The sequence below is a fragment of the Pseudomonas sp. genome, from assembly GCF_041601375.1.
GTDB lineage: Bacteria > Pseudomonadota > Gammaproteobacteria > Pseudomonadales > Pseudomonadaceae > Aquipseudomonas.
The window spans coordinates 1-21110 of the sequence record NZ_JBFIIG010000063.1 but is presented as its reverse complement, the minus strand read 5'-3'; the positions used below and the strand labels follow the sequence as shown (position 1 = coordinate 21110).

Sequence of the window (21110 nt, the reverse complement as noted above, 5' to 3'; positions counted from 1 at the left end):
CGAAGAAGATGTTCGGCGACTTGCCGCCCAGCTCCACGGTCGACGGGATGATGTTCTCGGCGGCGCACTTGAGGATGTGCGAACCCACCGGGGTGGAACCGGTGAAGGCGATCTTGGCGATGCGCTTGCTGGTGGCCAGGGCCTCGCCGGCTTCGCGGCCAAAGCCCTGGACCACGTTGAGCACGCCCGGCGGCAGCAGGTCGCCGATCAGTTCCATCAGCAGGGTGATCGACAGCGGGGTCTGCTCGGCCGGCTTGAGCACGATGCAGTTGCCGGCGGCCAGGGCCGGCGCCAGTTTCCAGGCGGCCATCAGCAGGGGGAAGTTCCACGGAATGATCTGTCCGACCACGCCCAGCGGCTCGTGGAAGTGGTAGGCGGCGGTGTGTTCGTCGATCTCGGCGGCACTGCCTTCCTGGGCGCGGATGCAGCCGGCGTAATAGCGGAAGTGGTCGGCAGCCAGCGGCACGTCGGCGTTGAGGGTTTCGCGCACGGCCTTGCCGTTGTCCCAGGTTTCGGCCACGGCCAGCAGTTCGAGATTGGCCTCGATGCGGTCGGCGATCTGCAGCAGCACCAGCGAACGGGCCTGCGCCGAGGTCTTGCCCCAGGCATCCGCGGCGGCATGGGCGGCGTCCAGGGCGCGCTCGATATCGGCGGCATCGGAACGGGGGAATTCGGCGATCACCGACGCATCCACCGGGCTGCTGTTGGTGAAATACTGGCCGTTGACCGGCGCTACGAATTCGCCGCCGATGTAGTTGCCGTAGCGCGGCTTGAGGCTGACCAAGGTACCTGGGGTATTGGGTTTGGCGTAGATCATGAGGTTCTCCGAAGCGACTGTTCTTGTACTTGTGTGTGCGCCGGCCGAAGGGCAGTGCAAATCTGCGTTCCACAGCGGCCTAGGGCGATCATGCACCGGCTGCAGTGGCTCGACTTGACCATTACCGAGGTGCGCTGTCGTCTGAAGTCAACTTTCTTGCGGGGACCGGTCGCGTGTCACCTGGGGTCAAGTCGCCTGCTCCGATCCGCTCCGGGTGTTCCCAAACGACTCGTCTCCTGCCCTGCCGCGGTGCAGCGAGCGGCCGGCGCCAGCGTCCAGGCCACGGCAGGCACTGTTCTGCGGCGCATTGCCGGCTCCGGTATGAAACTTGCCTAAAGACTCCGGTTGTTCCTGCAGAGAGTTTCACCATGAGTCCGTTGCTCACCCACCCTGCCGGCCTGGCCGGTGTTTCGGAACTGACTTGCGGCTCGCGTCACGCCGGCGTGCTGGCCGCCGCCGCCAGCGGCCTGTGCACCTTCATCGATAAACAGGGCGGCGATCCCGACCGCATCCTCGGCGTCTCGGGCATCGACCCCGAGCTGCTGCAGCACCCGACTCTGAGTCTGGCCCTGCCCAACTACTGTCAGGTGCTGGAAGAAGCGGCGCGTCAGTCCGGCTGCGACAATTTCGGCCTGTACTACGGCCAACAGTTCAAGCCGCAGGCGCTCGGCCTGCTCGGCTATATCGGCTTGTGCTCGGCGACCGTGGAGCAGGCGCTGATCAACTTCGCCCGCGCCTTCCCCCTGCACCAGCGCAACAGCCTGATCCGTCTGGTCGACGAGGGCGAGCACTACCGCTTCGACTACCAGGTGCGCCACGGCGCCATCCTGGCCCGCCGCCAGGATGCCGAGCTGACCCTGGGCATGGCCCTCAACCTGATCCGCCACGTGCTGGGCAGCCACTGGGCGCCGCATGCGGTGCACTTCGAGCACCCGCGTCCTGAGCACTGGCATGAGCACTGCAAGGTGTTCGACGCCCCTGTGTACTTCGACCAGCCGTGCAATTCGTTGATCATCCCCAAGCACGGGCTCGGCCGCGCCATGCCCGAATACAACTCGACCCTGTTGCTGGTCATGCAGGACTCGCTGCGCCAGCTCAGCCTGGCCGGCCGCGAGGCGCCGAACATCGTCGACGACACCCGCGCCCAGGTGCGTCAGCAGTTGCTGGCCGGCGAGCCGATGCTGGAAGACATCGCCGAGCAGATGGGCCTTGCCGGCTGGTCGCTGCAGCGGCGCCTGCGCGAGCATGGCCTGAACTTCTCCGGTGTGGTTGACAAGTTGCGTTGCGAGTTGGCCACCCACTACTTGGGCCAGCCGCAACTGACGATTTCCGATCTGGCGCCGCTGCTCGGTTATTCGGAAACCAGTGCCTTCTCGCGGGCCTTCCGCCGCTGGTTCGGGGTCAGTCCGCGGCAGTGGCGATCACGGGGCGGCGGCGCCCGTTAGGCGAGTGCAGTCTTAGAAGACGGCGCGTGTGGCTCGTGGGGCGTGGCCGTGGATGAGCTCGCCGTGCACATCGAGCTACGGCACGCCGCGACCGCCCAGGGCCTGGACTCGGCCCGGCCGCTGGCGCTCTTCTCGATATCGATCTCGCGGTAGGCGATGCATTGCTCGGCGAGCAGGGGCCGGGGCTTGGCGCAGTAGCTGCGCCACTGGGTGGCATACAGTGCCACCTCGCCCTGGCACCGATCTGCACCAGCGCTGCAGGCCTTCCCTGTGCTGGTAGAGTGCCAGGGCGGTGAGCAGCACAACGATTCTTTTCATGAGTCCTCCTTGGCTCGGGATCAGGCGATTTTGCCACTGTGGTGATAGCCGATTGGCGACCAGACCATCTTCTATGCGCGCTCAAGGTCTGCCGCCGTGAAAGGCGGCGGGCGCTGCGGCCATTCCAGCTGCAAACGCTCGAACTCGCGGGCCAGCAGGCTGGCCAGCAGCCAGTCGCGCAGCCAGCGATGCTCGGCCGGCAGCACATACCAGGGCGCCGCCTGGCTGTGACTGGCCGTCAGCAGTTCGCTCCAGCGCTGCTGGCGCTGCGCATATTCGCGGTAGGCCAGCAGATCGCTGGGGCGCAGTTTCCAGCGTTTGTCCGGGCGCTGCAGGCGTTGCAGCAGGCGCGCCTTCTGCTCGTCACGGGAGATATGCAGGTAGCACTTGAGCGGCTGCAGGCGCCGCGCCGGCAGGCCCGCTTCCAGGGCCAGCACGCGCTGCAGGCGCGCCGGCAGCTCGGCGGCGCCGATCAGACCGTCGAACAGATCGCTGGCCAGGCCCTCGTAGTAACTGCGGTTGAACACCCCGAGCAGTCCGGGGGCGGGCAGCCGTCGCCGATAGCGCCAGAGGAAATCATGCCGCCGCTCGCAGGCATCCGGTTGCTTGAAGCTGTGCAGGCGCAGGCCTTGCGGGTCGACGCTGTTGAGCACGCGCCTGATCACGCCGTCCTTGCCGGCGCAGTCCGGGCCTTGCAGCACCAGCAGCAGGGCGTCCTGGCTGTTGGCCCAGAGCCGGCGCTGCTGATCGTTGAGCCAGGCGCGCAGTTCCGGCAGGGCCAGTTGCGCGGTCTTTCTCTCCAGGCCGAAGTCGCGCGCCGGATCCTGGGCAAACGGCGCCGCCGGATCGAGCAGGCAGTCGTCGAGAACAGCATCGGGCAGGCGTGACATGGCGCAGTGCCTCGCAGGTCATGAAACCATCGAACACAGTATCGGCGCGAGCGCCCGCGGATGGCCGCCATCGGCGCTCGGTCTTTCAGTCCTTGCGGCGTTTCAGCTGGTCGGTCAGTTGGGTCGGCAGGTTGCGCAGGGTCAGGGTGCCCTGGCTCTCGTCGTATTCGACTTTCGAGCCGAGCAGATGGGCTTCGAAGCTGATCGACAGGCCTTCGGCGCGACCGGTGAAACGCTGAAACTGGCTCAGCGTGCGCTTGTCCGCCGGGATCTCCGGCGACAGGCCGTAGTCCTTGTTGCGGATATGCTCGTAGAAGGCCCGCGGGCGCTCCTCGTCGATCAGCCCGGAGAGTTCCTGCAGGCCCATGGGCTCGCCGATCTTGGCCTGGCTGCTGGCGTAGTCGACCAGGGTCTTGGTCTTCTCGCGGGCCGCTTCTTCCGGCAGGTCCTCGCTTTCGACGAAGTCGCTGAAGGCCTTGAGCAGGGTGCGGGTTTCGCCCGGGCCGTCGACGCCTTCCTGGCAGCCGATGAAGTCGCGGAAGTACTCCGAGACCTTCTTGCCGTTCTTGCCCTTGATAAAGGAGATGTACTGCTTGGAGTTGGCGTTGTTCTGCCATTCGGAAATGTTGATCCGCGCCGCCAGGTGCAACTGGCTCAGGTCCAGGTGCTTGGCGGCGGTCACGTCCAGTGCATCGTTGACCGCCACGCCGTCGCTGTGGTGCAGCAGGGCGATCACCAGGTAATCGGTCATGCCTTGCTGGTAGTGGGCGAACAGCACGTGGCCGCCGGTGGACAGGTTGGACTCCTCCATCAGCTTCTGCAGGTGCTCGACCGCCTGGCGGCTGAACGCGGCGAAGTCCTGGCCAGCGTCGAGGTAGTGCTTCAGCCAGCCACTGAACGGGTAGGCGCCGGATTCGGCGTGAAACAGGCCCCAGGCCTTGCCCTGCTTGGCGTTGTAGCTCTCGTTGAGGTCGGCGAGCATGTTCTCGATGGCCTGCGAGGCAGCCAGTTCGCTGTCGCGGGCGTGCAGCACGGCGGGCGTACCATCGGGTTTCTTGTCGATCAGGTGGACGATGCAGTGGCGGATCGGCATGGACGGTCTCTCAAAAATCTTCAGCGGTGAACGGGGGCGCAGACAACGGGCGATGGCCGGTTTCGCTGCCCCGGGAATGCTGCGCAGTTTACCCGAGTGTCTCGGCCTCGGTCGCCCGTCGCTGCTGCAAGGTCTGCAATCGTTCGATCACGTAGCGCAGGTGCACATGCAGCTCGTACAGTTCGTTGGAGTAAGACAGCGGCACCTCGACCTTGGCCAGTTCGTCCTGCAGCTGTTCCAGGCGCTCGATCTCGCTGCCCAGGCGTTCCGGCAGGGTGCCGGCATCCAGCTGGCGGTCGATCTCGCGCAGGTGTTTGTACCAGCGGTATATGCGCGCGCGGATGCGCCAGCGATACAGCGGGCCGACCGCCTTGAGCAGCGGTACCAGCACCACGATCAGCGGGATCAGCAGGATGATGTAGCGATCGGCCAGGGACGCGATGCGAAACGGCAGGTAGCGCTGCAGCAGCGGTAGACCGCTCTTGTAGTAGTGCTCGGCGTCGCCGGACAGTTCGAAGGTACGTGGCACGGCGCTGGGGAAGGCGCCGGCCTGATCCAGCAGGGTGCCGTCCTTCATCACCTCGCGGCTTGCCTCGAGGAACAGCGGCACCAGGCCCGGGTGGAAGTGTTGGTTGATCACCAGGGTGGCTACCGGTGACAGGGTGACGGTGGTCTGCGGCGGACTGTTCAGCGCCAGGTTGAGCAGACCTTCCTCGATAATCACCCGCTTGAAGAACGGCAGGCGAGCTTCATAGGCGGCGGCGCGGCGGAAGTTGGCCAGGCGCAGATCGGGGTTGGCGGCCAGTAGTTGCACGCGCGCGTTCTCCGCCGGACCGACGAAGAAGGCCGCATCCAGTTCGCCGGCGCTGAGGGCGGCGGCGGCCTTGTTGCCGCCCAGATCCTGCCAGCTCGCGGAGTACTGCTGCGGGTCGATGGCATTGGCGGCGAGAATCGCCTCGCTGGCCGAGCGGGTGCCGCTGCCGACGCTGCCCAGGGCCAGGCGCAGCGGCAGCAGATCGGCGATGCGCTCGAGGCGGATGTCCTTGCGGTAGAACAGCCACAGCGGTTCCTGATACACCGCCCCCAGGCTTTGCAGGCGGTTTTTGTCGGCGCCACTGAGCTGGCGCTCCAGGCCGCTCTGCACCAAAGCGATCTCGACCTGACTCTCCTGCGCCAACAGTCGCTCGAGGTTGTCCCGCGAGCCGGCGCTGGGCACCAGGGTCAGCTCGAAGCCTTCCCTGGCCAGTTGCGTCTTGAGTTTCTGGGCAAATATCCGGTAATTGCCCCCCTCTGCGCCGGTGGCCATGCTGGCGTGCATCGGCGGCGGCGGGGCAACGAAATAGAACACCGCGCCGACCAATGCGGCGACCACTGGGACTATCCACAGGTTGGCCAGCAACATGATCTTCAGGTCGGTGAGTACGCGAGGCATGGGGCTTCCTTTCGGCGGGTTCGCCCCAAGGATAGAAGCTTCTTGGGCCTCAGGTCACCTTTGCCGTCTGCATCGGTGGGTTGCGCAGGTAATCGAGTGCCGCCAGCACGGCCAATAGCCCCAATGCGTACCAGGCATCCACACCGAGCATCAACAGCACCAGGGTGCAGAGCAGCGTGCTGAAACCGGCGAGCCAGCGCCAGATGCCGCGCAGCAGTACCCAGCCGGCGGCCATGCTCAGCAGGTAGACGACCACGAAGTTGCCATTGGCGTAGCGGATCAGGTCGTCCACCGAGAGCTTGAACAGGCCGGCCAGGCCGGCGCACAGGGCGCAGCTCAGGACCACCAGCAGCAGGGCGCGGGCGGGTACGCCGTGGCGGTTGCGCCGGGCCAGGCGGGCCGGCAGTTTGCCTTCCTCGGCCAGGCTCCAGATCAGCCGGGCGAAGCCCTGAATGTAGATGTTGATCGAGGCGAAGCAGGCCAGGTAGCCGACCACCGCGATCAGCCAGCGTGCCTGTCCGCCCAGCAGCAGATCGAACAGCCGCGGCAGCGAGGCGGCGTCGCTGTGCACGTCGCCGTAGGCCTGAAAGCTCAGCACCGCCACCGAGCAGGCCCAGTACACCAGGCCGGCGAGCAGCACGCCGAGCAGCAGGGCCAGGGGAAAGTCGCGCGCGGGGTTCTTGAATTCCTCGCCCATGTGGGTGAAGGCCTCGATGCCGACGAAACACCAGAACATCACCCCCAGCGCGGCGGGCAGCAGGTGCCAGGAGCCCGTGATGGGCGGCAGCAGCGGCTGGCTGCTCAGCGGCAAGTCGCCGGCCCACCAGATCAGCCCGACACTGGCGACAATCGCCACGGCGATCAGGCCCTGCACCAGCCCCGAGGCCTTGGCCGGGCGCTGGCCGAGCAGCAGGATGGCGCCGAGGGTGGCGAGCTGGATGGCCAGCGCCTGGCCGCGATCCAGCTCGACCACGGCCTGCCAGAAGCCGCTGGCGATATTCAGCGCCGCCGGCAAACCGACCGGCAACACGGCGAGGAACAGCAGGGCGCTGAGGCGCTCCATGCGCGGGCCGAAGGCGCGCCCGATCAGGTGCGGCGCACCGCCGGCGTGGGGATGGTGCCGACCGAGTTGGGCGAAGGTGAAGGCGATCGGCAGGACCAGGGCAATGAGGATCATCCAGGCCCACAGCGAGGCCGCGCCCGCCGCGGTGGCGGCCAAGGCGGGAACGACGAAAATCCCGGTGCCGAGCAGCGAGGTGCTCAGCAGACCTATGCCTTGCAGCAGGCTCAGCTCTTGGTTCAGGCGGCTCATGTTGTATGCTCTGCGGTTTCGTTCGCCATCATAATCCGTCCGCCTGCCGCAGGATGCTGGCGAAGCGGCGGCTTTGTCCGGCGAACTGGCGGAATTGACCGTCAAATTGCCTTTTGCCCGAGAGCCCAAGTGGACAAGTTCGATCAGCAGATCCTCGCCCTGTTGCGCGCCGATGCGCGTGTGCCGGTGAGCCAGATTGCCCGTGCAGTCAACCTGTCGCGTTCGGCGGTGAGCGAGCGCATTCGCCAGCTGGAACAGCGCGGCATCATCAGCGGCTACCACGCCCAGGTCGCCCCCCCGGCCGATGCCGGGATCAAGGCTTATCTGGAGTTGTTCTACCAGGGCGGGCGCTGCGAAAACTACGTGGAGCGCATGCGCAGCTTCAGCGAAGTGCGCCGCTGCAGCGGCATCAGCGGCGAGACCGACATGCTGGTGTATATCGAAGCGGCCTCGATGCAGCGCTTCAGCGAGATCCGCGGGGAGATCGAAAACTACCCCGGCATGCAGAAGGTCAAGACCCACATGGTGGTCAAGGATTGGTCGATGTGAGCCGGACCATGCGCATTCTCCATACCTCCGACTGGCACCTCGGCCAGCACTTCATGGGCAAGACCCGCCAGGCCGAGCACCAGGCCTTCTGCGCCTGGCTGATCGAGCAGGTGCGCGCGCATGAGGTCGATGCGCTGCTGATCGCCGGCGATGTGTTCGACACCGGCGCGCCGCCCAGCTACGCCCGCGAGCAGTACAACCGCTTTATCGTCGAGCTGCGCGGCAGCGGCTGCGAGCTGGTGGTGCTCGGCGGCAACCACGATTCGGTGGCCATGCTCGGCGAGAGCAAGACCCTGCTGGCGCAGCTGGATACCCGGGTGATCCCTGGCGTCTGTGCGGATCTGCGCGAACAACTGCTGGTGCTGCACCGGCGTGACGGCGCGCCCGGGGCGATTCTCTGCGGCATTCCCTTTATCCGCCCGCGCGATGTGCTGCAGAGCCAGGCCGGGCAGAGTGCGCAGGACAAGCAGCTGTCGTTGCAGCAGGCGATCGGGCAGCATTACCAGGCGCTGTATGCCCTGGCGCTCGGCATGCGCGCCGAGCTGGGCGGTGACTTGCCGATCATCGCCACGGGGCATCTGACCACGGTCGGCGCCAGCGCCAGCGAGTCGGTGCGCGAGATCTACGTCGGCAGCCTGGAAGCTTTCCCCACCAGCGCCTTCCCGCCGGCGGCCTATATCGCCCTGGGGCATATCCACCGGCCGCAGAAGGTCGGCGGCCTGGAACATATCCGTTACTGCGGCTCGCCGATCCCCTTGAGTTTCGACGAGGCCAAACAGCAGAAGGAGGTGTTGCTGGTCGAGCTGGATGACAGTGGCTTGCAGCAGGTCACTGCCCTGGCGGTGCCGCGTTTCCAGCCGCTGTTGGCCCTGCGCGGCTCGCTCGTGGAGCTGGAGCAGGCGATTGCCGAGGCGGCGCAGCAGGGCAGCAGCGAGATGCCGGTGTGGCTGGAGGTGCAGGTGAGCAACGATGACTACCTCAGCGACCTGCACCTGCGCATCGCCGCGTTGTGCGAGGGCCTGCCGGTCGAGGTGCTGCGCATCCGCCGCGAGCGCGGCAATAGCGTGGCCGCGCTGCAGGGTCAGGCTCGGGAAACCCTGGACGAGCTGAGCGTGGAGGAGGTGTTCGCCCAGCGAATGAGCAGCGAAACCCTGGACGAGGCGCAGCAGGCACCCTTGCTCGCCTTGTACCGCCAGGTGGTCGGCGACCTGCGCGAGGGCGAGGCATGAAGATCCTCAGCCTGCGCCTGAAGAACCTCAACTCGCTGAAGGGCGAGTGGAAGATCGATTTCTCCACCGAGCCGTTCAAGGACAACGGCCTGTTCGCCATCACCGGACCGACCGGGGCGGGCAAGACCACCCTGCTCGACGCCATCTGCCTGGCCCTTTACCACCGCACGCCGCGCATGAGCAGCGTGTCGGCCAGCGCCAACGAACTGATGACCCGGCACACCGGCGATTGCCTGGCCGAGGTCGAATTCGAGGTCAAGGGCGCGCGCTACCGCGCCTTCTGGAGCCAGCGCCGCGCCCGCGACAAGGCCGGCGGTGCATTGCAGGCGCCCAAGGTGGAACTGGCGACGGCCGATGGCACCATTCTCACCGACAAGATCAACGAGAAGCTGCGCGAGACCGAGCGCCTCACCGGCCTCGATTTCGAGCGTTTCACCAAGTCCATGCTGCTGGCCCAGGGCGGTTTCGCCGCCTTTCTCGAGGCCAATGCCAACCAGCGCGCCGAGCTGCTGGAGGAACTGACCGGCACCGATATCTACGGACAGATTTCCCAGCGCGTGTTCGAGCAGACCCGCGAGGTCAAGGTCGCCCTCGACCAGCTGCGCGCCAGGGCCGCAGGCGTCGAGCTATTGAGCGACGAACAGCGCAGCGAACTGCAGGGCGAAGCCGAACGCCTGGGCGCTGCAGACACACGCCTGCATGCCGAACAGGACGAACTGCAACGCCAGCGCCAGTGGCGCGATGAGTTGACCAAGGCGCACAGCCAGCAGCAAGGCGCCGCTGATGCCGAGCAGCGCGCGCAAGAGCAATTGCAGGCTGCCCAGGCGCAGTTGGCGCAACTGGCCGCCAGCGAACCGGCCGCCAGGCTGCAGCCGACCCATCGCGATTGGCAGCAGGCGCAGCAGGCCGTGCGCCAGAGCGAGCAGGCCTTGCAGCGGACCCGGACCGAGCAGCAGCTGGCCGCGCAACGCAGCAGCGAATGCCTGTGGCAGGCCCATCAGTTCAGTCAGCAATTGCTCGGCGAGCGGCAGCAGGCGCGTGATCACCTGGCCGCTCAGCGCCAGCAATTGGAGTCTCGCCTGGCCGAGCAGGCGCAACACGGCCGGCTCGGTGAGCAACTGGCTGCCTGGCGCAGCCAATTCGCCGCGCGCCAGCAGTTGGCCGTGGACATCGACCAGCTCGGCAACCGCCAGCAGCAGACCCTGCAAGCCGTGCAGACGTTGCAGCAACAGTTGGCCGAGCAGGGCACCCGGTTGAGCGGCGAGCAGGCGCAGCTGCTCGCCGCGCAGCGTGCGGAAGGCGAGCAACAGCGGCAACTCGATGGTCTGCTGGCCGGGCGCAGCGAGGCGGCCTTGCGCGAGCGCTGGCAACTGCTGCACCACCATGGCGGTCTGCTGACCCAGCTCAAGCAGCTTGCCGCCAGTCGCCAGCAACTGCTCGAACAGCAGGTGCACCTGGATGCCAAGTTGAGCGAGTTGCGCGGCCAGCACGCCGCCAAGGATGCTGAGCTGATGGCCCTGCGCGCGCGCTACAAGGACCTGCAGCAGCAGGTGCGCGACCAGGAAAAACTGCTGGAGCAGGAGCAGCGCATCCAGGCCCTGGAAAGCTACCGCAGCCAGTTGCAGGAAGGCGAAGCCTGCCCCTTGTGCGGCTCTCACCAGCACCCGGCGATTGCCGCCTACCAGGCGCTGGACGTGTCCGCCACCCAGCAGGCCTTGCTGGCGAAGAAGGCCGAGCTGGAGACCCTGACCGGCAGTGGTCAGCGCCTGGCCAGTGAACTGGCGACCCTGGCCAGCCAGCTCGAACAGCATCGGCAACAGCTGCAACGCAACCAGCAGGAACAGCTGGAGCAGGGCGAGCGCTGGCAACAGTTGACCGAGCAGCTCGGCAGCGTGCTGGCCGATGCGGCGGCCTTGGCCGAACACCAACAACAGCAGGCGGACGAGCTGGACGCGATCCAGCGCAGCCTCGAGCAACTCGACCGGTTCAAGGCCGCACTGGAAGATGCGCGCAGGGTGCGTCAGCAGCTCGAACAGGCCTGCGCCGCCGTGCAGCAACAGCAGGCATTGGCCAGCCAGCAGCTGCAGCATCAGGACAGCCAACTGGCGGACATCGCTACCCGCCTCGAGCAGCTGCAGCGCCAGCGCAGCCAGCGCGACAGCAGCCTGAGCGAGGAACTGGGCGCATTCGGCTACAGCTTGCCGAGCGACGGTGGCGCCTGGCTGCATGAGCGCGAAGCCGAGTGGCACAGCTGGCAGCAGGCGCAACAGCAACGCCAGCAACTGGAGGGCGAGCAGCGCGAACTGGAACACGCCCTCGGCGTCGCCCGCGAACTGCACGGCAACTGGCAGCAGCGTTGGGCGGCAGTGCAGCAGGCCGAGTCGCCGCCACTGGCTGCGGTTACCGATGCGCTGGCCGCCCTGCGGCAAGCCGAGGCGCAGCTAACCCAGGAGCAAAGCCATCAGCAGCAATTGCACGGCACCCAACAGACCCTGGCGCAGCGGCTGAGCGAGGAGGCGCGCGACCTGCAGGTCAAAGCGCAGCAATGGGCGACCGCCCTGGACGCCAGCCCGTTCGGCGACGAGGGCGCCTTCCAGGCCGCTCTGCTCGACGAGCCGCAGCGCGGTGCGCTGATTCAGCTCAAGGAGCGTCTGCATAAAGCCCTGGCCGAGGCCCAGGCGCTGAAAGCCGCCGCCGACCAACAGCTGGCCGCCTTGCAGGCCAAGCCGGCCAGCGCGCTCGAGCGCGAACAGCTCGAAGAGCGCCTGCAACTGCTCGGCGTCGAGCTGAAAACCCTGACCCAGCGCCAGGGCGAAATCCGCGCGCGACTGCAGGGTGACGATGCGCGGCGGCTGGGCCAGCAGAGCCTGTTCGCCGAAATCGACGCCAAGCAGCTCGAGTACGACCTCTGGCAGCAACTCAACAGCCTGATCGGCTCGGCCGACGGCGCCAAGTACCGCAAGTTCGCCCAGGGCCTGACCCTCGATCATCTGGTCTACCTGGCCAACCGGCAACTCGATCGCCTGCACGGCCGCTACCAGTTGGCGCGCCGGCAGGGCGGCGATCTGGAACTGGAGGTAATCGACACCTGGCAGGCCGATGTCGCCCGCGACACCAAGACCCTGTCCGGCGGCGAAAGCTTCCTGGTCAGCCTGGCGTTGGCCCTGGCGCTGTCCGATCTGGTCAGCCACAAGACCAGCATCGACTCGCTGTTCCTCGACGAAGGCTTCGGCACCCTCGATGGCGAAACCCTGGAAATCGCCCTGGACGCCCTCGACAGCCTGAATGCAAGCGGCAAGATGATCGGCGTGATCAGCCATGTGGACGCGCTGAAGGAACGCATTCCGGTGCAACTGAAAGTGCACAAGGGCGTGGGCATGGGCTACAGCGGGCTGGACAAGCGCTTTGCCGTGGTCGCCGGCGGCGCTTGAGCCGCTCCGGCATGGGCCGGCCCGGTACTGTCTATACTGGTACCATCGTTCCGTAAGAGCGCGCAGCCGTGAATTGGTCATGGCTGTGAAGCCGTATCACAGTCGTGGAGCATTGCACCTTGGCCAAGGCGCTTAGCTGTTTTGGGTTTCTCCGTTTTGCCGTCCTCTGGACTGGATTGCTCTGGTCGCTGTCCGCCTCGGCGGCGGCCGAGCGAGCGGCGACCCCGGCGCTGACGCTGTGCTACGAGGATCAGGACTCCTATCCCTGGGTGATGACCGACAACTCCGGCCTCAATCTGGAGTTGCTCGGCTTGGTCGAGCAGGCACTGGGGCTGCGTTTCGAGTTCGTCGCGGTGCCCTGGAGCCGCTGTCTCGCCGGTCTCGAGCGGGCGGCATACGACGGCGCTTTCGCTTCCAGTTTCAAGGCCGGGCGTATGACGATTGGTCGTTATCCAACGGATACCCATGGCCGTCTGGACGAGCGCAGGCGCCTGCATACCTCGAGCTATGCCCTGTACCGGCGCAAGGGCAGTCAGGTGGATTGGGATGGCATGCGGTTCCGTCGGCTGGATGGCCGCATCGGTTCGCTGAGTGGATTCTCCATCGTCGACTTTCTCCGCACGCATGGCGCCGCGGTGGATGAGACCAGTCGCGACCCCCTGGCACTCCTGCAGATGCTGAGGCACGGTCGGGTGCAGGCGGCGGCACTGCAAAGCCTGCGCGCCGATTTTCTCCTGCGGGCCCACCCGCAGTTGGCGGCGACGATCGAAAAGCTCGAGTTGCCGCTCGAGGAGAAGGCCTATTACCTGATGTTGTCCAATGCCTTGGTGGCCGCCGATCCGGCCCTGGCGCTGGCCATCTGGAGCGAAATCGAACGCCAGCGCGAGTCGGCGGCCTATCAAGCGCGCGTGCAGGCATTTCTTGCCCGCCCCGGGGCTTGAGGGGGAGAGGTTGCGTTGCATCCGGTTACGGTTTCCGGGGGCGTAGCCCGCGCTGCCGTCTGCTCAGCGCCCGCTGCCTAGGGGTTGGCGGCAATGAACGCCAGCACCACCTCGGCGAGCCGTTCGCCCTGGTCTTCCTGGAGGAAATGCCCGGCACCGGCGATGGTGGTGTGGGCCTGGCCGCGGGTGCCGGGGATCAGCTTGTGCATCACTTTGTCGCCGCCGGCGGTGATCGGGTCCGAATCGCTGAAGGCGGTGAGGAAGGGTTTTTGCCACTGGCCGAGCACCTGCCAGGCGGCGCGGTTTGCCGGCGACGCCGGATCGTCCGGGGTGATAGGCACCAGCAGCGGGAACTGGCGGGCGCCTTCCTTGTAGCGTTCGTCGGGGTAGGGCGCATCGTAGGCGTCGATCACCGCCTGGGGCAGGGGCGTGACGGTGCCGCCCTTGATCACCCCGCCGGCAGGGAAGACCGGAACCTCCTGGGAGAACTGCTGCCACTTGAGGAATGCCGCGCCAGGCGCGTGATCGCCGGTTGGCAGCATGGTGTTGGCCGCCACCACCCGGGCGAAGCGTTCGGGATTTTCCGCCGCCAGGCGCAGGCCGATCAAGCCGCCCCAGTCCTGGCAGACCAGGGTGATGCGTTCGAGTCGCAACTGGTCGAGCAGCGCCTGCATCCAGTCGACGTGACGCTGATAGCTGTAGTCCTGGCGCCGGCTCGGTTTGTCGGAACGGCCGAAACCGACCAGGTCGGGGGCAATCACCCGGTGGCCGGCGGCGACCAGGATGGGGATCATCTTGCGGTACAGGTAACTCCAGGACGGCTCGCCATGCATCAGCAGCACGGGGTCGGCCTCGGCGGGGCCTTCATCGAGGTAGTGCACGCGCAACTGACCGCCTTCAGCGTCATCCACCAGCAGATAGTGGGGGGCGAAATCATAGCCGGGCAGGTCGCTGAAACGGCTATCGGGGGTTCGCAAAGACTCCATGGTGCTTTCCTCTTGGGGCGAAGAAGTCAGCCTGCTCTTTGCAGGCGCTGCTGGACAGCGAATCGGCTGTGCTGAATATGGGTGTATTACTTGGGCGGCGAGTCCGTGCAAAATGCTCGAGCGGCCGCAGGCTATGCGAGCGAGGACTGCCGACAGCTTCTGAGATTAGTACAACCATTCAACCCGGGATTGCCAGTGATAAGCGTCTTTCTAGTCAACAGCCTGATCGTGGTCTGCGCCGTGATCCTGCACTACGAGTTCCTGTTCCGGCTGACCCTGCTGTTACCGAAGATGAAGGTCAGGCATCGTTTCAGGATACTGATCGGGGTCGCCGGGGCGCTGATCGCCCATGCGCTCGAGGTGTGGGTTTTCGCCTTCGCCTACTACCTGATGCACCACGCGGGCGGCTGGGGCTACCTGGAAGGCAACTTCAACGGCAGCTTGCTGGACTCGGTGTATTTTTCCTTCACGATCTTCACCACCCTCGGCTTTGGCGATATCCAGCCGCATGGTGATCTGCGCTTCCTGACCGGTATCGAGTCACTCACTGGGCTGGTGCTGATTACCTGGACCGCGTCTTTTCTCTTCGTGGAAATGCAGCGCTTCTGGAATACCCGATAGTGCGAGGCGTTGCCGTGCGGTTATTTTTGCCGACCAACGTGCCCGTTGGTAACCGCTGCCGGGCAGGCGCATGATCACTGTGGATTCTGACGAGCAGCGCCAATGGCCATACCTCCGGTTACTCCTCCTGCAGCCTCCGCGCTCGGACGTTTTTTCAAACTGGCCGGCACCGCCACTCGCATCGGTGGCGGTCTGCTCGGGCAGCGCCTGAGCCAGTCGGCTATCGATTGGCAGCCGGTGGCCGAGCAACTGGGCGAGGTGCTCGGCGAGATGAAAGGCCCGGTACTCAAACTCGGGCAGATGGCCTCGCAATGGCAGGACGTGTTGCCGGAACCGGTGGCGCAGGCCTTGAGCAAACTGCAGAACCGGGTCCCGGCGCTGCCGTTCAGTGCCCTGCAAGGGCATTTGCAGCAGGTCTATGGCGACGATCTGGGCCGGTTTTTCCAGCGCATCGAGGAGCAGCCGTTTGCCGCCGCCTCGCTTGGTCAGGTGCATCGCGCTGTGGCGCTGGATGGGCGGGCGCTGGTGCTCAAGGTGCAGTACCCCGGTATCGCCGAGATCTGCGCGGCGGATTTGCGCCAGTTGCGGCGGTTGCTGCCGCTCGGGCGATTGTTCCGCGCGCCGCCCGAACAGCTGGAAGGGGTCTATCAAGAGCTGGCGGCGGTGATCGCAGCCGAGCTGGACTACCCGGCGGAGATGCGCCGTTTGCAGCATTTTCGCGCGCACTTCGCCGCCTGGCCGGGGTTGCGCCTGCCGCAGCCACAGGAAGATCTGTGCCGGCCGGGCGTGCTGGCGTTGAGCGAAGAGCCCGGCTTGCCCTTTGCCGAGGTCGGCCAGGCCAGCGCCGCGGTGCGTGAACGCCTGGCCCTGACCCTGGTGCGCTGGCTGAGTGCGCAGGCCTTCGAACTGGGCTTGCTGCATGCCGACCCGCATCCGGGCAATTTCGCCTACACCGCCGCCGGCGAGCTGGTGGTCTACGACTTCGGCTGCGTACAGGCGTTGTCGCCGACGTTGCTGGGCGCCTATGTGCAAACCTATAGAGCCTTGCAGGCGCGCGATGGCGAACAGCTGGAGCGGGCATTTCAGGCGCTGGGTACGCGCCAGCCGCAATCGACGATCCCTTATGGCCTGTACCGCCAGCTGCATGGGCTGCTCGGGCCCTTGTTGCAGCCGGGTAAACGCTGGGACTTCGCCGCCACGCCGCTGCACCAACAGGTGCAGGCACTGCTGCCGAATGTGCTGGGCGCACTCGGCAGCCTGCAGCCGGCGCCGGCCACCCTGTTGGTCAACCGCACCCTGGAAGGGCATTACTGGAACCTCAGTCGGCTGGGTGTGGCCTTGCCGTTGGCGGATCTGCTGCATGAACGGATGACGGTTGCCCAGCCTCTCTAGCAGGCGTTATGGCTCTACCGCGTCGGCTTCGAGTGGCTGTGCCTGACCTGGCGCCAAGTGATAGCTACCCGCCTGCAGATCGCGAAAATACTGCTCATAACGCCCGCTGTCGCGATACTGCTGCAGGCGCCGGTTGAAGCGTTCGCGCAGCGCCTGACTGCCCTCGAGCTGTTTGGGGAACATCAGGTAACTGAGGTTGTTAAGCAGTGGCTTGGGGTGGTGGGTGATCTTGGCGATGTCGGCCGGGGTGAAATGGCTGTGCAGGGCGGCGTAGCCGACGTTGATTTCCTGCGGGTAGAGCACGATGCGCTCCTTGAGCAGTTTCTCGAAGTTCTGCATGTCGCTGGAGACCCGCTCCATGCGCACTTTGCCGGTGTCCAGAAAAGCATCGAATTTGGCGCCGTAGCTGTATTCCAGGCCGCCACCGAGGGTCATGCCGGTCAAGTCATAGGGGCTGCGCCAGTCGAACGGAAAACTTTTCAGGTGGAAAAATACGAACTGTTCGTCGAGCAGCGGCGCGCTGTAGAGGAAATCGGCCTCGCGTTCGTTCTTGTGCATCCACACTGCGCTGGCGGCGAATCTGCCGGCGGCCGCTGCCGCATAGGCACGCGGCCAGGGCAGGAACTGGAAGCTGACACGATAGCCTTCGTCGGCGAACAGGTCGCTGATCAGGTGGGCGATCACCCCGTTGTGTTTGAGGTCGGCAGACAGATAGGGCGGCCAGTCGCCGACGCTGATGCTCAGCGCCTGCCGTTCGGCGGCCTGAATGTTCAGGCACAGAAGCAGGCAAAGGCTGAGGCACAGTCTTCTTGGCGGCATTTGCGCTCCTCGGTTGTCGCTCCAGGTGTGTTGGCCGAGGCCAAGAGCGATAGTGGTTGACGGGCTGTGGAAACGCAACTTACGTGGCCGCTACTGCGTTCGAGATGGCCTGCTAAGTAGTAGCACCGAGCGGGCGCCGATGAACATCCCGGGGTGCTGTAATTGAGCGCTGGTCAGGATCTGTTCTATCCGCGTAGAGGTGGGCTGAGCGCCGCGGACGCGTCATGCCGGCCGGAGGGGACGCCCAGTCGCTATCCGCACCTTTAGCGCTGAAGCGGAGCACCCTACAGATTGCGACTTGCAACCGCTGGCCAGTGCAGAGCTTTCGGCAAGCCGTGGCGATGGCGACGATTTGCTCTGTGATTGTTGCGCACCTATGGTCATAAACAGCAAGCCAGTATTCTGGGGCTGCTCGGCCGGATTGCCGGGGCGATTGTTCCAGACCGTCAACCAACAGGGTGGATAAACCATGTCTTTATTGGCCAAGCAACTGGGTCGGATGCTTTCGCTGCTGGCGCTCTGTGGTGTGCTGGGTGCTGCCCAGGCGCAACCGACCGTGGTGGTCGCCTCCAAGATCGACACCGAGGGCGCGGTGCTGGGGCAGTTGATCTATCAGGCGCTCAAGCGTGGCGGGGTGCCGGTCGAAGATCGCACCCAGCTCGGCGCCACCCATATCGTGCGCAGTGCCCTGCTCGCCGGTGAGGTCGGCATCTACCCGGAGTACACCGGCAATGGCGCGTTCTTTTTCGACAGCGCCGACAGCAGCCTGTGGAAAGATGCCGAGCAGGGCTACGCCAAGGTCAAGCAACTGGACTTCGAGACCAACCAACTGGTCTGGCTGCAGCCGGCCAACGCCAACAACACCTGGGCCATGAGCGTGCGCGGCGATCTGGCGCGCGCCCATGGTCTGCAGACGCTGGACGATCTGGCCCGCTACCTGGCAGACGGCGGCGCCTTCAAGTTCGCCGCCAGCGCCGAATTCGTCGAGTCGCCGACGGCGCTTCCGGCTTTCCAGCAGGCCTATGGCTTCACCCTGACGTCCGATCAGTTGCTGATCCTGGCCGGCGGCAATACCGCGGCGACCATCCGCGCCGCATCCTTGCAGACCAACGGGGTCAACGCGGCCATGACCTACGGCACCGATGGCGGCCTGAGCGCACTCGATCTGCTGGTGCTGGAAGACACCCGCGGCGTGCAGCCGGTCTATCAGCCGGCACCCGTGATGCGCGCGGATGTGCTCGAGGCCTACCCGCAGATCGCCGGGATTCTCCAGCCGATCTTCGCCGCCCTGGATCTGCAAACCCTGCAACGGCTCAATGGCGAGGTGGCGGTGCAGGGCGCCGATCCGGCGCAAGTGGCGGCGGCGTTCCTCGACAGCCTGGGCCAATGACGCCGGCATGAGCCTGCCACTGCCGAGCAATAGAGTCATCCCGGTGCTGGCGCTGCTGGCGCTGGCACTGCTGTGGTGCCTGGACTTCGTCAGCATCCAGCCCAACCGCATCGCTCCGGGTAACGGTCTGGGACTGCTGGCCGCTCTGGGGCCGGTCTGGACGCTGCTGCTCACGGGGTCGCTGCTGGCCTGCGCCTTGCTGGCGCTGCGGCCGCCGCGTTCGGGCTACTGGCCGATCCTGGCGATCGTGCTGCTGCTGGTGCTGCAATTACCCGCGAGTCTGGCCTGGAGCATCGCGCGCCACATAGGCGCGGACCTGCCCTACGCGCGGGTCGGCATTGGCGCCGGTTGCTGGAGCCTGCTGTTCCTCCTCGGCTTGCTGCTGATCGAGCTGCAGCAGCGCCTGTGTCTGTCGCGCGCCTGGCTGCTCGGCAGCGCCGTCGTCCTGGCGGGGCTGCTGGTATGGCTGGCCGGGCAGGGCTGGCTGGAGCCGCTGGCGTTGCTGCGCGAGTACCAGTCGCGCAGCAGCCAGTTCGCCGTCGCCTTGACCAGCCACCTGAGCCTGGTGGGCGCGGCGGTGGGCTCGAGCCTGCTGTTCGGCGGCGCCATCGCCCTGTTGCTGCAGCGCTATCCACGGGCGCAAAAGGGCAGCATCGGTCTGCTCAGTTTTATCCAGACCATCCCCAGCCTGGCGCTGTTCGGTCTGCTGATCGCGCCGCTGAGTTACCTGTCGGCGCAGTTTCCCCTGTTGCAGCAGCTGAATATCCGTGGCATCGGCTGGGCGCCGGCGCTGCTCGCCCTGATCGCCTACAGCCTGTTGCCGATCGTGCGCAACACCTGCGTCGCCTTGCAGGCGGTCGAGGCCGGCGTGATCGAGTCCGCCCGCGGCATGGGCATGAGCCCCGCCCAGGTGTTCCTCCAGGTGCGCCTGCCGCTGGCCATGCCGTTGATCATCGAGGGTGTGCGGGTCACCAGCATTCAGGCGATTGGGCTGACCGCGGTGGCGGCGCTGATCGGCGCGGGGGGCTTCGGCACCTTTATCTTCCAGGGCCTGGGGCAGTCGGCGATGGACCTGATCATCCTCGGCGCCTTGCCCATCATCGTCCTGGCGCTGCTGGCGGACGGCCTGTTCAGCCTGCTGGGCGAACGTTTTTCCGGTGGGGCGAGGCGATGATCGAGCTGTGCAACGTCAGCAAGCTGTTTGGTCAGACCCGGGCGGTGGACGACATCTCCCTGACCGTGCAAACCGGCGAGCTGTGCGTGCTGGTCGGTACCTCGGGCTGCGGCAAGTCGACCACCCTGCGCATGATCAACCGCCTGATCGCGCACTCGGCCGGCAGCATCCGCATCGATGGCCGCGACATCGAGCAGATCGACCCGCAGCAACTGCGCCGCGGCATCGGCTATGCGATCCAGAACACCGGCCTGTTTCCGCACTGGACGGTGGCGCGCAATATCGCCGTGGTACCTCGTCTGCTCGGCTGGCCGGCCGCCCGCATCCGCCAGCGGGTCGAGGAACTGCTGCACTTGCTCGAACTGGCGCCGGCCGAGTTCGCCGGCAAGTATCCCCATCAGCTGTCGGGCGGCCAGGCCCAGCGGGTCGGCGTGGCCCGTGCCCTGGCCGGCGACCCGGATATCCTGCTGATGGACGAACCCTTCGGCGCGCTCGACCCTATCACCCGCGAGAGCCTGCAGAACGAGCTGTTGCGCATCCAGTCGCAGGTACGCAAAACCATCGTCTTCGTCACCCATGACATGGACGAGGCGCTCAAGCTGGCCAACCACATCGTGGTGATGGACAAGGGCCGGATCGTCCAGCAGGACAGTCCGCAGGCGCTACTGGCCAATCCGGCCAATGCCTTCGTCGAGAACCTGCTCGGCGGCCAGGAGCGTGGCCTCAAGCAGGCCGGGCTGTTGCGTGTGGAGGCGCGGATGCAGGCCATGGCCACGGCCGCTGCGCCGGCCGCCGGGCCCAGGATCAAGGCCACGGGCAACCTGCGCCAGGCGCTGTCGCTGATGCTCTGGCAGCGCTGCAGCAGCCTGCCGGTGGTCGATGAGCAGGGCCTGCAGGTCGGCGTGCTGCGCTTGGACGCGCTGCTGGAAAACCCCCGGTGAGCCGACTCGCGGTGTTGCGCGGTGGTGACTGGCAAGCGCTGCTGTGGCTGGCTCTGCTGCTGGCGGCGGCGCTGGGGCTGGCCGAACTGGACGGGCTGTTTCGCCTGATCGAGCCGGACAGCCGTACGGTGATCTACGGCCGCGCCGCCTTTATCGACCTGCTCGGCAGCCATCTGCTGCTGGTGACGTTGGCGGCCTGCGTCTCCAGCCTGGTCGGGGTGGGCGCGGCGATCATGGTGACCCGGCGCTGGGGCGCTGATTTTCTGCCGCTGGTCAGCCAGGTCGCCTCGATCGGCCAGACCATACCGCCGGTCGCGGTGCTGGCCCTGG

At 66.1% G+C, this 21110-nt stretch carries 17 protein-coding genes and 1 pseudogene; 11 read left to right on the top strand and 7 right to left on the bottom strand.

Translation table 11 applies throughout. The annotated features are described in order from the left end of the window. Positions 1-817, bottom strand: an 817-nt coding sequence (locus ABZE94_RS10755) for an aldehyde dehydrogenase family protein (RefSeq protein WP_372875515.1), incomplete at its 3' end; no start/stop codon positions are given. Positions 818-1185: 368 nt separating this feature from the next. On the opposite strand from ABZE94_RS10755, the gene ABZE94_RS10750 reads away from it, so the two are divergent. Continuing rightward, positions 1186-2262: an AraC family transcriptional regulator gene (locus tag ABZE94_RS10750; RefSeq protein WP_372875514.1), complete on the top strand. Its 1077-nt coding sequence runs from the start codon at positions 1186-1188 to the stop codon at positions 2260-2262. Positions 2263-2651: 389 nt separating this feature from the next. Here ABZE94_RS10750 and ABZE94_RS10745 read toward each other — a convergent pair whose 3' ends face one another. The 4 genes from ABZE94_RS10745 to yjeH form a co-directional block, all read right to left on the bottom strand. Beyond that, on the bottom strand, positions 2652-3470 hold the full coding sequence (locus ABZE94_RS10745; RefSeq protein WP_372875513.1) for a hypothetical protein: 819 nt from the start codon (positions 3468-3470) through the stop codon (positions 2652-2654). Between the two features lie 85 nt (positions 3471-3555). Next, positions 3556-4563 (bottom strand): nucleoid-associated protein YejK, encoded by a 1008-nt coding sequence (gene yejK / locus ABZE94_RS10740; protein WP_238039849.1) that lies wholly within the window; start codon positions 4561-4563, stop codon positions 3556-3558. Positions 4564-4651: 88 nt separating this feature from the next. Continuing rightward, on the bottom strand, positions 4652-5995 hold the full coding sequence (locus ABZE94_RS10735; protein WP_372875512.1) for a TAXI family TRAP transporter solute-binding subunit: 1344 nt from the start codon (positions 5993-5995) through the stop codon (positions 4652-4654). Positions 5996-6044: 49 nt separating this feature from the next. Further along, a complete protein-coding gene (yjeH, locus tag ABZE94_RS10730; protein ID WP_372875511.1) occupies positions 6045-7307 on the bottom strand; it encodes an L-methionine/branched-chain amino acid transporter in 1263 nt (420 codons plus the stop codon). Positions 7308-7436: 129 nt separating this feature from the next. Between yjeH and ABZE94_RS10725 the strand changes: the two genes are divergently transcribed. The 4 genes from ABZE94_RS10725 to ABZE94_RS10710 all read left to right on the top strand — a co-directional run bounded on the left by ABZE94_RS10725 (position 7437) and on the right by ABZE94_RS10710 (position 13457). Further along, complete coding sequence (locus ABZE94_RS10725; RefSeq protein WP_372875510.1) at positions 7437-7856, top strand: Lrp/AsnC family transcriptional regulator; 420 nt, start codon at positions 7437-7439, stop codon at positions 7854-7856. An 8-nt stretch (positions 7857-7864) separates the two neighbouring features. Beyond that, positions 7865-9085, top strand: coding sequence for an exonuclease subunit SbcD (gene sbcD, locus ABZE94_RS10720; RefSeq protein ID WP_372875516.1), 1221 nt, complete (start codon positions 7865-7867; stop codon positions 9083-9085). Further along, on the top strand, positions 9082-12516 hold the full coding sequence (locus tag ABZE94_RS10715) for an AAA family ATPase (RefSeq protein ID WP_372875509.1): 3435 nt from the start codon (positions 9082-9084) through the stop codon (positions 12514-12516). The genes sbcD and ABZE94_RS10715 overlap by 4 nt, the downstream gene beginning before the upstream one ends. Before the next feature lie 176 nt (positions 12517-12692). Beyond that, a complete protein-coding gene (locus tag ABZE94_RS10710) occupies positions 12693-13457 on the top strand; it encodes a substrate-binding periplasmic protein (protein WP_372875508.1) in 765 nt (254 codons plus the stop codon). Between the two features lie 77 nt (positions 13458-13534). Here ABZE94_RS10710 and ABZE94_RS10705 read toward each other — a convergent pair whose 3' ends face one another. Next, positions 13535-14443, bottom strand: coding sequence for a haloalkane dehalogenase (locus ABZE94_RS10705; RefSeq protein ID WP_372875507.1), 909 nt, complete (start codon positions 14441-14443; stop codon positions 13535-13537). Between the two features lie 195 nt (positions 14444-14638). On the opposite strand from ABZE94_RS10705, the gene ABZE94_RS10700 reads away from it, so the two are divergent. Both ABZE94_RS10700 and ABZE94_RS10695 read left to right on the top strand, forming a co-directional pair. Next, entirely contained in the window at positions 14639-15064 is a 426-nt protein-coding gene (locus ABZE94_RS10700) for a potassium channel family protein (RefSeq protein ID WP_372875506.1), read from the top strand. 102 nt (positions 15065-15166) lie between these two features. Then, a complete protein-coding gene (locus tag ABZE94_RS10695) occupies positions 15167-16456 on the top strand; it encodes an ABC1 kinase family protein (RefSeq protein WP_372875505.1) in 1290 nt (429 codons plus the stop codon). A gap of 6 nt (positions 16457-16462) precedes the next feature. On the opposite strand, the gene ABZE94_RS10690 is transcribed toward ABZE94_RS10695, so the two are convergent. Then, a complete protein-coding gene (locus ABZE94_RS10690; RefSeq protein ID WP_372875504.1) occupies positions 16463-17275 on the bottom strand; it encodes a substrate-binding periplasmic protein in 813 nt (270 codons plus the stop codon). 469 nt (positions 17276-17744) lie between these two features. Between ABZE94_RS10690 and ABZE94_RS10685 the strand changes: the two genes are divergently transcribed. The 4 genes and pseudogenes from ABZE94_RS10685 to ABZE94_RS10670 form a co-directional block, all read left to right on the top strand. Beyond that, positions 17745-18665, top strand: a complete 921-nt coding sequence (locus tag ABZE94_RS10685; RefSeq protein ID WP_372875503.1) for an ABC transporter substrate-binding protein — start codon at positions 17745-17747, stop codon at positions 18663-18665. A 7-nt stretch (positions 18666-18672) separates the two neighbouring features. Then, positions 18673-19839 (top strand): ABC transporter permease, encoded by a 1167-nt coding sequence (locus tag ABZE94_RS10680; protein ID WP_372875502.1) that lies wholly within the window; start codon positions 18673-18675, stop codon positions 19837-19839. Further along, positions 19836-20780, top strand: coding sequence for an ABC transporter ATP-binding protein (locus ABZE94_RS10675; RefSeq protein ID WP_372875501.1), 945 nt, complete (start codon positions 19836-19838; stop codon positions 20778-20780). Before ABZE94_RS10680 ends, ABZE94_RS10675 begins: the two co-directional genes overlap by 4 nt. Continuing rightward, positions 20777-21110 (top strand): annotated as a pseudogene (locus tag ABZE94_RS10670) (hypothetical protein); the annotation flags it as partial. The gene ABZE94_RS10675 and the pseudogene ABZE94_RS10670, both read left to right, overlap by 4 nt.

Coding starts and splice junctions, on each gene's coding strand:
- ABZE94_RS10750 (WP_372875514.1), top strand. CDS start 1,186: ATGAGTCCGTTGCTCACCCACCCTGCCGGCCTGGCCGGTGTTTCGGAA.
- ABZE94_RS10745 (WP_372875513.1), bottom strand. CDS start 3,470: ATGTCACGCCTGCCCGATGCTGTTCTCGACGACTGCCTGCTCGATCCG.
- yejK (WP_238039849.1), bottom strand. CDS start 4,563: ATGCCGATCCGCCACTGCATCGTCCACCTGATCGACAAGAAACCCGAT.
- ABZE94_RS10735 (WP_372875512.1), bottom strand. CDS start 5,995: ATGCCTCGCGTACTCACCGACCTGAAGATCATGTTGCTGGCCAACCTG.
- yjeH (WP_372875511.1), bottom strand. CDS start 7,307: ATGAGCCGCCTGAACCAAGAGCTGAGCCTGCTGCAAGGCATAGGTCTG.
- sbcD (WP_372875516.1), top strand. CDS start 7,865: ATGCGCATTCTCCATACCTCCGACTGGCACCTCGGCCAGCACTTCATG.
- ABZE94_RS10715 (WP_372875509.1), top strand. CDS start 9,082: ATGAAGATCCTCAGCCTGCGCCTGAAGAACCTCAACTCGCTGAAGGGC.
- ABZE94_RS10705 (WP_372875507.1), bottom strand. CDS start 14,443: ATGGAGTCTTTGCGAACCCCCGATAGCCGTTTCAGCGACCTGCCCGGC.
- ABZE94_RS10695 (WP_372875505.1), top strand. CDS start 15,167: ATGGCCATACCTCCGGTTACTCCTCCTGCAGCCTCCGCGCTCGGACGT.
- ABZE94_RS10690 (WP_372875504.1), bottom strand. CDS start 17,275: ATGCCGCCAAGAAGACTGTGCCTCAGCCTTTGCCTGCTTCTGTGCCTG.
- ABZE94_RS10685 (WP_372875503.1), top strand. CDS start 17,745: ATGTCTTTATTGGCCAAGCAACTGGGTCGGATGCTTTCGCTGCTGGCG.
- ABZE94_RS10680 (WP_372875502.1), top strand. CDS start 18,673: ATGAGCCTGCCACTGCCGAGCAATAGAGTCATCCCGGTGCTGGCGCTG.
- ABZE94_RS10675 (WP_372875501.1), top strand. CDS start 19,836: ATGATCGAGCTGTGCAACGTCAGCAAGCTGTTTGGTCAGACCCGGGCG.